Origin of the sequence: Streptomyces sp. NPDC004629, from assembly GCF_042873595.1 — a bacterium.
Classification (GTDB): Bacteria; Actinomycetota; Actinomycetes; order Streptomycetales; family Streptomycetaceae; genus Streptomyces.
Map to the genome: position 1 here is coordinate 328,136 of NZ_JBIALO010000003.1, position 12,505 is coordinate 340,640.

Below are 12,505 nucleotides of genomic sequence, written 5' to 3' on the forward strand. Positions count from 1 at the left end.
TGCCGGATCGTGATGGCGATCACGTAGGTTCCTCCAACTCTACCCGCGTAGAAATTCCGTACGGGTACGCTGAAGGAACCTGCTCAGCACCACACACCGGGAGTGCCAGTGGCACGCGTCGTAGTCGACGTCATGCTCAAGCCGGAGATCCTCGACCCCCAGGGCCAGGCGGTCCAGCGTGCCCTGCCGCGCCTGGGTTTCGAAGGTATCTCGGATGTACGTCAGGGAAAGCGATTCGAACTGGAAGTTGACGGGCCGGTCGACGAGGCCGCGCTCGCCCGCATCCACGATCTTGCGGAATCCTTCCTCGCCAACACCGTGATCGAGGACTTCACCGTCAAGGTCGAAGAGGCGGCGGAAGTCGCGGAGGCCGCCAAGTGACCGCTCGTATTGGCGTCGTCACTTTCCCGGGGAGCCTCGACGACCAGGACACCCGGCGCGCGATCCGCCTCGCCGGCGCCGAACCGGTCGCCCTGTGGCACAAGGACAAGGACCTCAAGCAGGTCGACGCCGTGGTGCTGCCCGGCGGCTTCTCCTACGGCGACTATCTGCGGGCCGGCGCCATCTCCCGGTTCTCGCCGGTGATGGGGAGCGTCATCGAGCAGGCGCGGGCCGGACTGCCGGTCCTCGGCATCTGCAACGGCTTCCAGATCCTCACCGAGGCCCACCTCCTGCCGGGCGCGATGCTCGGCAACGACCACCTCCACTTCATCTGCCGCGACCAGAGGCTGCGGGTGGAGAACGCGGGAACCGCCTGGACCGGCGACTACCGCGAGGGCCAGGAGATCCACATCCCGCTGAAGAACATGGACGGCCGGTACGTCGCCGACCGGTACACGCTCGACAAGCTGGAGGCCGAGGGCCGGGTCGTCTTCCGCTACCTGGACGTCAACCCCAACGGTTCGCTGCGCGACATCGCCGGCATCACCAACGAGGCGGGCAACGTCGTCGGTCTCATGCCGCACCCCGAGCACGCCGTGGAACCGCTGATCGGTACCGGCCGCACCGACGGCCTCCCCTTCTTCACCTCGATCCTCAAGAAGCTGGTGGGCGCATGAGCCGGACGCCTCTGGACACGGTCGAACACGCGGCCGCGACCCCCGACGTCGAGCTGCCCTGGGCCGAACTCGGCCTGAAGAAGGACGAGTACGAGCGGATCGTGGAGATCCTGGGCCGCCGCCCGACCGGCGCCGAACTCGCCATGTACTCCGTCATGTGGTCCGAGCACTGCTCGTACAAGTCCTCCAAGGTCCATCTGCGCCAGTTCGGCGAGAAGGCCCCCGAGTCCGACGCGCTCCTCGTCGGCATCGGCGAGAACGCCGGCGTCGTGGACGTCGGCCAGGGCTACGCCGTGACCTTCAAGGTCGAGTCCCACAACCACCCCTCCTATGTCGAGCCCTACCAGGGCGCGGCCACGGGTGTGGGCGGCATCGTCCGCGACATCATCGCGATGGGCGCCCGCCCGGTCGCCGTGGTCGACCCGCTGCGCTTCGGTGCGGCCGACCACCCCGACACCAAGCGGGTGCTCCCCGGAGTCGTCGCCGGCATCGGCGGCTACGGCAACTGCCTGGGCCTGCCCAACATCGGCGGCGAGGTCGTCTTCGACGCCTGCTACCAGGGAAACCCGCTGGTCAACGCCGGTGCCATCGGCGTGATGCGGCACGAGGACATCCACCTGGCGAAGGCGTCCGGCGCGGGCAACAAGGTCATCCTGTACGGCGCCCGCACGGGCGGCGACGGCATCGGCGGCGCGTCGATCCTCGCCTCCGAGACCTTCGACGACGCAAAGCCCTCCAAGCGCCCCGCCGTCCAGGTCGGCGACCCCTTCCAGGAGAAGCTCCTCATCGAGTGCACCCTGGAGGCCTTCCAGGAGAAGCTGGTCGTCGGCATCCAGGACCTCGGCGCGGCCGGCCTGTCCTGCGCCACCTCCGAGCTGGCCTCCAACGGCTCCGGCGGCATGCGCGTCACCCTGGACGACGTCCCGCTGCGCGACTCCACGCTCTCGCCCGAGGAAATCCTCATGAGCGAGTCGCAGGAACGCATGTGCGCGGTCGTCGAGCCGGCGAAGGTCGACCGCTTCCTGGAGATCTGCGCCAAGTGGGACGTCATCGCCACGGTGATCGGCGAGGTCACCGACGGCGACCGTCTGGAGATCTACTGGCACGGCGGCAAGATCGTCGACGTCGACCCGCGTACGGTCGCGCACGAGGGCCCGGTGTACGAGCGCCCGTACGCCCGCCCGGCCTGGCAGGACGAACTCCAGGCGGACGACGCGAACAAGCTGCCCCGGCCGGCGACGTCGGCGGAGCTGAAGGACCAGGTCCTCAAGCTCGTGGGCTCACCCAACCAGGCGTCGAAGAAGTGGATCACGTCCCAGTACGACCACTTCGTGCAGGGCAACACGGTGCTGGCCCAGCCCGAGGACTCGGGCATGATCCGCATCGACGAGTCGACCGGTCTCGGCGTCGCCATCGCCACGGACGGCAACGGCCGCTACGCCAAGCTGGACCCGTACACGGGCGCGCAGCTGGCGCTCGCCGAGGCGTACCGGAACGTGGCGACGACCGGTGCGAAGCCCCTCGCGGTCTCCGACTGCCTGAACTTCGGCTCGCCCGAGGACCCCGCGGTGATGTGGCAGTTCGCGGAGGCCGTGCGCGGCCTCGCGGACGGTTGCCGGCAGCTGGGCACGCCGGTGACGGGCGGCAACGTCTCCCTGTACAACCAGACGGGCGAGGCTGCGATCCACCCCACCCCGGTCGTGGCGGTTCTGGGCGTCATCGACGACGTCGCCCGTCGCACCCCCGTCGCCTTCCAGGAGGAGGGCCAGCTGCTCTACCTCCTCGGCGACACGCGTGAGGAGTTCGGCGGCTCGGCCTGGTCCCAGGTGATCCACGACCACCTGGGCGGTCTGCCGCCGGCCGTGGACCTGGAGCGCGAGCGGCTGCTGGCCGAGATCCTGATCTCCGCCTCCCGCGACGGCATGATCGACTCCGCGCACGACCTGTCGGACGGCGGTCTGATCCAGGCGGTCGTCGAGTCGGCCCTGCTCGGCGGGAAGGGCGCGCGCCTGGTCGTGCCGGACGGTCTGGACGCCTTCACCTTCCTCTTCTCCGAGTCGGCCGGCCGCGCGCTCGTCGCGGTGCCCCGTTCGGAGGAGGTCCGCTTCAACGACATGTGCGGTGCGCGGGGCCTGCCGGCCACCCGTATCGGAGTGGTGGACGGCGACACGATCACCCTCCAGGACGAGTTCGACCTCCCCCTGGCCCACCTACGCACAACCCACGAATCAACCATCCCGTCCCTCCTGTCCTAACCCCCGGAGCCCCGCCCACAGCGGGGCTCCACCCGCAACGCCCTGAAAGGGGCGCGGGGAACGGCGCGCTCAACCACGACGAACCCGCACCCAGTCCGCCAACGGATCCACCCTCCCCGAGGCGCCCCGGACCACGCAGCGAAGCTGATGGCCAGCGCGCCCGACAGGGGCGCGGGGAACGGCGCGCTCAACCACGACGAACCCGCACCGGCTCAACCACGGATCCCACCCTTTCCCACACCCCCGCTCTCCCAACGCACCCCCCTCCAACGCCCTTCGGCCCACCCAGCGGAGCGTCTATGTCCCCGGCCAGAACGCGCACCCGGACCTACGACCCCGCCAGAACCCGCACCGCGGTCCTCGCCCAGCTGGGCACCGTACGGGAAGCGGTCCGCACCCTCACTCCCGAACAGCTGGCGCTTCCCACGCGGCTCGGCGACTGGACCGTACGCGAACTCGTCGCGCACATCGGGATGGCGGTCACGGCGATCGGCCGTTCCCTCGACCGGCCGGAGCCGCCCCGGCAGGGCGCCACGCTTCTCGACTGGCCGTTCGCCACGTCGGCCGGCGCCCCGGCCATCGACGAGTTCACCCGCGGCATCGTGGCGCGTCACCCCGATCCGGTCGCCTACCTCGCGGACGTCGAGCGCGACCTCGTCGCCCGGCTCGACGCGCATCCCGGCAGCCGGATCCTGGAGACCAACGCCGGCGCCCTGCCGCTCGCGGACTATCTCGTCACCCGGACCGTGGAACTCGTCGTCCACACCGACGACCTGAACGCCGCCGTGCCCGGTCTGGAGGCCCCCTACGACCGGCAGGCGCTCGCCGCGGCGACCCGCCTGCTCGCCGACGCCCTCGCGGTGAAGGCGCCGGGCGGCTCCACCGAGGTGCGCATCCCGCCGTACGCGGTCGTGCAGTGCGTGGAGGGGCCCCGGCACACCCGCGGCACTCCGCCGAACGTCGTGGAGACGGACCCGCTGACCTGGATCCGGCTCGTCACGGGACGGCTGGCCTGGGCGGACGCCGTGGCGGACGCGAAGGTCAGCGCGAGCGGCGAGCGCGCGGATCTCGGCGGACTGCTGCCGCTGATGTCGTAGCGTGAACCGAAGGCCGCATCGCCGCGTCGAAGGACCATGGACAGCACGTGGACCAGGAACCGGAAGAGGCGGCGCCTGACCCTGATGGCCCCGCTCGTGCTGCTGCCGCTCGTGGCCTGCGGCAGCGAGCGCGCGGACGGCGGCTCCGGCTCCGTCCGCGCGTCCGTCACCGGCGTCCGCTGGAGCGTCGACAGCGTCACCGTGGACGGCACGATGCGGCGGGCGCCCGCCGGGGCCTACGCCGAGTTCGCCGACGGCCGGGTCCGGGGCAACTACGGCTGCAATCACTTCAGCGCTCTGGCCGCCTTCGACGGCGACCGTCTGACGCTCGAAGACGCCGGGGTGACCGAGATGGGCTGCGCGCAGGAGCCGATGGCCTTCGAGCGGGCGCTCGCCCGTACCCTCGCCGACGGCCCGCTCACCACCCGGGTGCGCGGCGGCGAACTGACCCTTGTTACCGAGGCCGGTGACACCGTGCGGCTGACCGAGGAGCCGGACGCGCCACTGCGGGGCTCCAAGTGGATGATCACGGCACTCGGTGCCGACGGCCCCGACGGCCCCGACGGCACCGCGGCCTCGCCGCCCGGGGGCGCCGCGCCGTATCTCGTCTTCGGCGAGAAGAGCGGCCGGGTCACCGGCAGCCTGGGCTGCAACCGGGTGACCGCGAAGGCCACGGTCCGCGACGCCCATATCACTCTGGGCACTCCCGCCACCACCCGAATGGTGTGCGACGTCTCACTCATGCATACGGAAAAGAGCCTGCTGCGCCTCTTCGGCGGCACGGTCGGCTACCGCCTGGATCACCGAAGCCTCACGCTGACCAGCGAAAACGGCGAGTGGGTCAGCGCGGTCGCGGAACCGTGACGGATGACGAACACGCATCTTCGGGGCATTAGCCAATTCGGACCAGTGGTCGATCTCGCCTACACTCGGAGCCGTGCCACGTGGTGACGGTCGACTCAATCACGATCTGCTCCCCGGTGAGAAAGGCCCCCAGGACGCGTGTGGCGTCTTCGGGGTCTGGGCTCCGGGCGAAGAGGTCGCAAAGCTCACGTACTTCGGGCTCTACGCCCTCCAGCACCGGGGTCAGGAATCCGCGGGAATCGCGGTCAGCAACGGCTCCCAGATCCTCGTCTTCAAGGACATGGGCCTGGTCTCGCAGGTCTTCGACGAGACTTCACTCGGTTCGCTCCAGGGTCACATCGCGGTCGGACACGCCCGCTACTCGACCACCGGCGCCTCCGTGTGGGAGAACGCCCAGCCGACGTTCCGTGCCACGGCGCACGGTTCCATCGCGCTCGGCCACAACGGCAACCTGGTCAACACGGCGCAGCTCGCCGAGATGGTCGCCGACCTGCCGAAGGACACCAACGGCCGCTCGACCCGGGTCGCGGCCACCAACGACACCGACCTGCTCACGGCGCTGCTCGCCGCGCAGGTCGACGACGACGGCAAGCCGCTGACCATCGAGGAGGCCGCGCACGCGGTCCTCCCCAAGGTCAGGGGCGCCTTCTCGCTCGTCTTCATGGACGAGCAGACCCTGTACGCCGCCCGTGACCCGCAGGGCGTCCGCCCGCTGGTGCTGGGCCGCCTGGAGCGCGGCTGGGTGGTCGCCTCGGAGACCGCCGCCCTCGACATCACGGGCGCCAGCTTCGTGCGTGAGATCGAGCCGGGCGAGTTCGTGGCGATCGACGAGAACGGTCTGCGTACGTCGCGATTCGCGGAAGCGAAGCCCAAGGGCTGTGTCTTCGAGTACGTGTACCTGGCCCGCCCCGACACCGACATCGCCGGCCGGAACGTGTATCTCTCCCGTGTGGAGATGGGCCGCCGCCTCGCCAAGGAGGCCCCGGTCGAGGCCGACCTGGTGATAGCGACCCCGGAGTCCGGCACTCCCGCCGCCATCGGCTACGCGGAGGCCAGCGGGATCCCGTTCGGCGCCGGTCTCGTCAAGAACGCCTACGTCGGCCGGACCTTCATCCAGCCCTCGCAGACCATCCGCCAGCTCGGCATCCGCCTGAAGCTGAACCCGCTCAAGGAAGTCATCAAGGGCAAGCGCCTGGTCGTCGTGGACGACTCCATCGTGCGCGGCAACACCCAGCGCGCCCTGGTCCGCATGCTCCGCGAGGCGGGCGCGGCCGAGGTGCACATCCGGATCTCCTCGCCCCCCGTCAAGTGGCCCTGCTTCTTCGGTATCGACTTCGCCACCCGCGCCGAGCTGATCGCCAACGGCATGAGCATCGAAGAGATCGGCGCCTCGCTGGGCGCCGACTCCCTGGCCTACATCTCCATCGACGGCATGATCGAGGCGACCACCATCGCCAAGCCGAACCTGTGCCGCGCCTGCTTCGACGGCGAGTACCCAATGGAACTCCCGGACCCCGAGCTGCTCGGCAAGCAGCTCCTGGAGACCGAGCTGGCGGCCGGCACGGCCGCCCCGGCCGCAGTCGACGCGATCCGTCGCCCGTAACACCTGCCGTACGACACGAAAGTCACAGTCATGCCTGAGACCACTGGTGCCAGCTACGCAGCCGCGGGCGTCGATATCGAGGCGGGCGACCGCGCCGTCGAACTGATGAAGGAGTGGGTGAAGAAGACCCGGCGCCCCGAGGTCCTCGGCGGCCTCGGCGGCTTCGCCGGCCTGTTCGACGCCTCGGCGCTCAAGCGCTACGAGCGCCCGCTGCTGGCCTCCGCCACCGACGGCGTCGGCACGAAGGTAGACATCGCCCGTCAGCTGGGCGTGTACGACACCATCGGCCATGATCTGGTCGCGATGGTCATGGACGACATCGTGGTGTGCGGCGCGGAGCCGCTGTTCATGACCGACTACATCTGCGTCGGCAAGGTGCACCCGGAGCGGGTCGCGGCCATCGTGAAGGGCATCGCGGAGGGCTGTGTGCTGGCCGGATGCGCTCTGGTGGGCGGCGAGACGGCCGAGCACCCGGGTCTGCTGGGCGAGGACGACTTCGATGTCGCGGGCGCCGGCACGGGCGTCGTGGAGGCCGACCGGCTGCTGGGCGCGGAACTTATCCGTACGGGGGACACGGTGATCGCCATGGCGTCCTCCGGTCTTCACTCGAACGGGTACTCCCTGGTCCGTCATGTGCTGCTGAACCAGGCCGGGCTGTCCCTGGACGCGCGGATCGAGGAGTTCGGCCGCACCCTCGGCGAGGAGCTGCTGGAGCCGACGAGGATCTACTCCCTGGACTGTCTGGCGCTGACCCGCACCGCCGAGGTGCACGCCTTCAGCCATGTGACCGGTGGCGGGCTCGCCGCCAATCTCGCGCGGGTGATCCCGGACGGGCTGCACGCCGTCGTCGACCGCTCCACCTGGACCCCGGGCCCGGTCTTCGACCTGGTCGGCAGGACCGGTGACGTAGAGCGACCGGAGCTGGAGAAGACCCTCAACATGGGCGTCGGCATGATCGCGGTCGTGCCGCAGGAGTCGACGGACGCGGCCCTCGCGACGCTCGCGGACCGCGGGGTCGATGCCTGGGTGGCCGGCGAGATCACCGACCGAGGGGACGAACCCACGGGCGCGAAGCTGGTGGGCGGCTACGCGTAACCGCGACGTCAGCATAAATCCCGGTCCGGTGGTGAACCCCGGACCGGGATGACACGGCTAAGGCCGCTACCGGCGTCACGCGCCGCGACGGTGTTGCGAGGACTGGCCGTCCTCGTCCTCCTCGTCGTCGTCCTCATAGAGGTCGGCGTACCGTGAATACAGGTCGTCGTCATGCTCATCGTCCTCGAAGCGGTCGCCGTTCGGCGACTGGTTCGACGTCGATGCGCCCAGCTCCTCGGCCAGGCGTGAGAGGTCCGTCCCACCGCTGTTGTACTTCAGCTGGCGGGCGACCTTCGTCTGCTTGGCCTTGGCCCGGCCGCGCCCCATGGCTCGACCCCCTCAACGACGGGGCTCGACGGCCCCAGAGTCTGACACGCGTTCATGATCCGGAACGGACTCTCCGCAGAGAGGCCCGTCCGTAGGGCTTCCACGGTACCTGAGCCCACGCCCATACGGTACGTCGCCCGCAGGACGCGCGTCTGCGCAGGACCTGCGAGGTGCCCCGTCCTCGCTGGTCAGTGGCGATTTTAACCACTTATCCGGGAACGACCCGCCGGTTGAAGTGAGAGTTCTCTCTAACTTCAAGCCGGCGGGTACCGGTCGGACGGGGGATCGGGGGACCGGCCACGATGCCGCCGCAGCCGGCCGGCGGCGCGTCATGGGCCCTCCGGCGGAGCGCTCAGCGTGCGGTGCGGGCCTCCGCCATCCGCTGCTCGGCGATCCGGTCGGCCGCGGCGGCCGGCGGAATCCCGTCTTCCTTCGCACGTGCGAATATGGCCAGCGTGGTGTCGAAGATCTTCGCCGCCTTCGCCCTGCACCGGTCGAAGTCGAACCCGTGCAGTTCGTCGGCGACCTGGATGACCCCGCCGGCGTTCACCACGTAGTCCGGCGCGTAGAGGATCCCGCGGTCGGCGAGGTCCTTCTCCACCCCCGGGTGGGCGAGCTGGTTGTTGGCGGCGCCGCACACCACCTTGGCGGTGAGCACCGGCACGCTGTCGTCGCCGAGGGCGCCGCCGAGCGCGCACGGGGCGTAGACGTCCAGCCCCTCGACCCGGATCAGCGCCTCGGTGTCGGCGACCGCCGTCACGCCCTCGGGGTGCTGGTCGAGGATGCGGCGCACGGCCTCCTCGCGCACGTCCGTGATCACGACCTCGGCGCCCTCGTCCCGCAGGTGCCGCACCAGGTGGTGGCCGACCTTGCCGACGCCGGCGATGCCGACCCGGCGTCCGCGCAGCGAGGGATCGCCCCACCGGTGCTGGGCGGAGGCGCGCATGCCCTGGTAGACGCCGAAGGCGGTGAGTACGGAGGAGTCACCCGCGCCGCCGTTCTCCGGGGAACGGCCGGTCGTCCAGCGGCACTCGCGCGCCACGACGTCCATGTCGGCGACGTAGGTGCCGACGTCGCACGCGGTGACGTACCGCCCGCCGAGCGAGGCCACGAACCGCCCGTAGGCGAGCAGCAGCCGCTCGGACTTGTCCCGCTCCGGGTCGCCGATGATCACGGCCTTCCCGCCGCCGTGGTCGAGACCGGCCATGGCGTTCTTGTACGACATCCCGCGCGCGAGGTTGAGGGCGTCGGCGACGGCCTCCTCCTCGTTCGCGTACGGATAGAAGCGGGTGCCGCCGAGCGCGGGGCCCAGGGCGGTGGAGTGGATGGCGATGACGGCCTTGAGGCCGCTGGCGCGGTCCTGACAGAGCACGACTTGCTCATGTCCCCCCTGGTCCGAGTGGAACAGGGTGCGCAGGACGCCGTTGGTCACGTCGGTCACTGTGGTGACTCCCGGGTAAGTAGCGGCGAGTGGAGAACGGGTTTCCCGTGCAGGTGGCGGGATGCCGTGGCACGAGCGTAGAGCCTGGGCCGCCCGCCGACCGCACAGTGTTCAGGATCACCTTGACGCGTCGTCCGTCCGTCCGTGGCCGTGGCAGGATTTCCCTGGGTTTCCCTATGTCCGAGCGCCGCTCGGGCAGGTCCGAGTGCGGGTTCCGCACGGGTTTCGAGCCGGGTCCGATGGGGAGGGAGCAGGCGTGCCCAAGGTGTCCTCGGTGATCGTCCCCTACGCGACGTATCTGCGTGTGTACGAACCGCTGGCCGCTTTCCCGGAGTCGGAGCGCGGCCACTGGGCGCGCTACGCCCGCCGCCCCGACCGCCCCTCCTACCAGGACGAGCTGCGCCGCTCCCTGGCGGATCTGCTGCCCACCCCGCCGATGCCGGTGCCGGTGCACGAGAGCGGCGAGGCCTTTGTGCTGGACGTCGACGGGGTGGTCTGCGTCTGCCCCTGGCGCACCCGGCTGCGGGGCTGGCAGGCCCTGGGCGAGTTGGCCGATGAGCTGCCGCCGCCGGTCCTGGACGCGGTGCTGCCCCCGGTCGTGCGCCGCCAGGCCGCCCAGGACTACGAGCGCTGGCTCGCCCGTAACCCCGATGCCCGCCCCTGGATCCGCACGGCCACCTGGCAGGTGCCGTTGAGCTGGTTCGTGCTGGTCTCCGACACGGAGCGGGAGTACGCCGAGGGCGCCGACGAGGAGGCGCCGCTGCTGCGCTACCGCACGCCGATGGTGCAGGCCCGGCGCCGGGTGGCGCGGGCGCTGCGCACGCTCAAGGACGCGGTCGAGGAGGGGCCCCTGATCGACGGCGTGTTGGATGTCGGGCGCTGGCTTGAGGAGTTCCATCCGCGCTCACTGGTGGAGCTGGACTACGGCGGTCTGGTGCACGCGGTGCCCGCGGGCGAGCTGGCGGGGGACCACTCGGCGGCCGACGTGGCCGAGGGCATCGACGCGCTGCGCCGGGGCGACGGGGCCGCCGCGGGGGAGGCGTACGGCCGGCTCGTGGAGCGCTGGCGGACGGTCCGGGACCTTCGCTCCGCAAACTGATGTGATATCAGAAGTGATGTAGGTCACGGCTGTGACGGCAGGGACCGCGTACGGTCGACGGCACTTCCCCGACGTCCCCGACGTCACGGGATGTTGGACCCGATCCGGGCTTTTGCGTCAAGGGTGATGGACCGCACTTTACCCGGCCCTTGCGTCTCTTACCCCTCCTCATGCCAAAATAGGACAAGGAGTCCGGGAAGGGCTCAGCATCAGACGCTTTAGGGGGGTCTGGTGACTCCTGGGGGCGACTGTGACTGATCGTCACAGTGGCGTGACTGTCCGCTATGGCATGGTCCATCGGCTTCCGTCGGTGATGAACACCTGGGAGGGCAATTCCATCGGTTTGGCCGACGCGGCTGGACAGATGGTGTAGTTGTAGTGCCGAGGACAAGCCGTTCGTCCTATAACCGACTCGACTCGCGTCCGCCATTTCGGGCAACGCGGGTCAAGGTGCAGAATTTAGAGGAAAGAACCGAGAAGGTTCGGTTCTCCCGAGGAGGCCGCTCATGACCGCTCGCACCCCTGATGCCGAGCCGCTGCTGACCCCGGCTGAGGTCGCCACGATGTTCCGTGTGGACCCGAAGACGGTCACGCGGTGGGCGAAGGCCGGAAAGCTCACGTCGATCCGTACGCTCGGCGGGCACCGCCGCTACCGCGAGGCGGAGGTCCGCGCACTGCTCGCGGGCATCCCGCAGCAGCGCAGCGAGGCCTGACAACTCCATAACCGGGCAATACGACTGGTTCCCCCGATCGGTCGAGGCGCCCGGAACCTAGCTCCAAGCGACGCGGGATCTGCCCCAACAGGCCCCACGCCCAAGCCGATCAGAACGTTCTAGGCAGCGACACAGGGTGCGTCGTCGATCGCGCTGGACTCCGCCGGGTCCAGCGCGATCTTTTTTGTGCGCCGACGGCCGGGCAGACGCGGGGTCTGTGAGCGGGCTTGTCGGAGTCTGGGGAGGGGTGTCGGATCCGCTGCGGAAGGCCCCGGAGAGGGGTGCAATTGTACATATTAAATTGACTAGTTGTAGGACGTGCGTAAGAGCCACCGTTTCACAAACTCGTGCGGTGACACCCGTCACATGTCGAGGTGCTTGTTACCGCCGGTCCGGATGCGCTAGAGGAGCCCGCCCAGGGCTCGCGCTGGAGCCGGCCCGCGGGGCCAGTTGCCCATCGTGGCAAGGGTGTTGGGGCGGCGAGAGTCACGCGGGAAGGGCGCTCTCGTCCTCGCCGGCGTCCTCCCCGGCCTCCGCGCTCCGCGGGGCGGAGGCCATCGCCAGACGCAGCAGACGGTGGCAGATCGCGCAATGGCGGGTCACATGCCGGTAGGAAGAAGCGGCCGACAGATGGGCCCTGAGAAGCGCCCGCGTCTCGTGCCTGGCCACCGCCGCCATACCCCACCTCCACAGGCCCGCACACGGGGTCGGGTGGGCCCTGCTCCCTGGGTACCGGTGGAAAGTGCCGCCGTCAAGGCGCCCCGGCTCCATCCGGCCGCACCCGGAAACACAAAAAGGGCCCGCCCCCTGTCGGGGCGGGCCCTCATGCACTGCGGTCCTGACGGGATTTGAACCCGCGGCCTCCACCTTGACAGGGTGGCGAGCACTCCAAACTGCTCCACAGGACCTGGTGTCGCGGCGCCATTCGTGCGGTGCGCTGCGAGAAAAGACTG

General features: G+C 69.9%; 12 protein-coding genes and 1 tRNA gene. 9 read left to right on the plus strand and 4 right to left on the minus strand.

Features of this window, described 5'->3' with window-relative positions; all coding sequences use genetic code 11:
- The first annotated feature begins 108 nt into the window (after positions 1 to 108).
- From purS to purM, 7 genes are all read left to right on the plus strand, one after another.
- Positions 109 to 381, plus strand: a complete 273-nt coding sequence (gene purS, locus ACFYTE_RS06800) for a phosphoribosylformylglycinamidine synthase subunit PurS (RefSeq protein ID WP_067056252.1) — start codon at positions 109 to 111, stop codon at positions 379 to 381.
- Positions 378 to 1,058, plus strand: a complete 681-nt coding sequence (purQ, locus tag ACFYTE_RS06805; RefSeq protein ID WP_388705839.1) for a phosphoribosylformylglycinamidine synthase subunit PurQ — start codon at positions 378 to 380, stop codon at positions 1,056 to 1,058. The genes purS and purQ overlap by 4 nt, the downstream gene beginning before the upstream one ends.
- Entirely contained in the window at positions 1,055 to 3,313 is a 2,259-nt protein-coding gene (gene purL, locus ACFYTE_RS06810; RefSeq protein WP_388705842.1) for a phosphoribosylformylglycinamidine synthase subunit PurL, read from the plus strand. Before purQ ends, purL begins: the two co-directional genes overlap by 4 nt.
- Positions 3,314 to 3,612: 299 nt before the next feature.
- Entirely contained in the window at positions 3,613 to 4,410 is a 798-nt protein-coding gene (locus ACFYTE_RS06815; protein ID WP_388705849.1) for a sterol carrier family protein, read from the plus strand.
- A gap of 36 nt (positions 4,411 to 4,446) precedes the next feature.
- Positions 4,447 to 5,274, plus strand: coding sequence for an META domain-containing protein (locus tag ACFYTE_RS06820; protein WP_388705852.1), 828 nt, complete (start codon positions 4,447 to 4,449; stop codon positions 5,272 to 5,274).
- Positions 5,275 to 5,347: 73 nt separating this feature from the next.
- Positions 5,348 to 6,877: an amidophosphoribosyltransferase gene (purF, locus tag ACFYTE_RS06825; RefSeq protein ID WP_388705855.1), complete on the plus strand. Its 1,530-nt coding sequence runs from the start codon at positions 5,348 to 5,350 to the stop codon at positions 6,875 to 6,877.
- A gap of 30 nt (positions 6,878 to 6,907) precedes the next feature.
- Positions 6,908 to 7,972, plus strand: a complete 1,065-nt coding sequence (gene purM, locus ACFYTE_RS06830) for a phosphoribosylformylglycinamidine cyclo-ligase (protein ID WP_388705858.1) — start codon at positions 6,908 to 6,910, stop codon at positions 7,970 to 7,972.
- 75 nt (positions 7,973 to 8,047) lie between these two features.
- On the opposite strand, the gene ACFYTE_RS06835 is transcribed toward purM, so the two are convergent.
- A complete protein-coding gene (locus ACFYTE_RS06835; protein ID WP_121895237.1) occupies positions 8,048 to 8,299 on the minus strand; it encodes a DUF3073 domain-containing protein in 252 nt (83 codons plus the stop codon).
- Positions 8,300 to 8,651: 352 nt separating this feature from the next.
- Positions 8,652 to 9,740 (minus strand): Leu/Phe/Val dehydrogenase, encoded by a 1,089-nt coding sequence (locus ACFYTE_RS06840; RefSeq protein WP_388705860.1) that lies wholly within the window; start codon positions 9,738 to 9,740, stop codon positions 8,652 to 8,654.
- A 256-nt stretch (positions 9,741 to 9,996) separates the two neighbouring features.
- Between ACFYTE_RS06840 and ACFYTE_RS06845 the strand changes: the two genes are divergently transcribed.
- The gene (locus tag ACFYTE_RS06845; RefSeq protein WP_388705862.1) at positions 9,997 to 10,839 is read left to right on the plus strand and encodes a hypothetical protein; all 843 of its coding nucleotides are present in this window, start codon (positions 9,997 to 9,999) and stop codon (positions 10,837 to 10,839) included.
- 506 nt (positions 10,840 to 11,345) lie between these two features.
- Positions 11,346 to 11,552 carry a developmental transcriptional regulator BldC gene (gene bldC / locus ACFYTE_RS06850; protein ID WP_003949541.1) on the plus strand — a complete coding sequence of 69 codons (207 nt, stop codon included), beginning with the start codon at positions 11,346 to 11,348 and terminating at the stop codon, positions 11,550 to 11,552.
- Between the two features lie 486 nt (positions 11,553 to 12,038).
- Here bldC and ACFYTE_RS06855 read toward each other — a convergent pair whose 3' ends face one another.
- Both ACFYTE_RS06855 and ACFYTE_RS06860 read right to left on the minus strand, forming a co-directional pair.
- Positions 12,039 to 12,230, minus strand: a complete 192-nt coding sequence (locus ACFYTE_RS06855; RefSeq protein ID WP_388705864.1) for a DUF6274 family protein — start codon at positions 12,228 to 12,230, stop codon at positions 12,039 to 12,041.
- A gap of 155 nt (positions 12,231 to 12,385) precedes the next feature.
- Positions 12,386 to 12,460 (minus strand) — tRNA-Asp (locus ACFYTE_RS06860).
- Positions 12,461 to 12,505 lie beyond the last annotated feature (45 nt).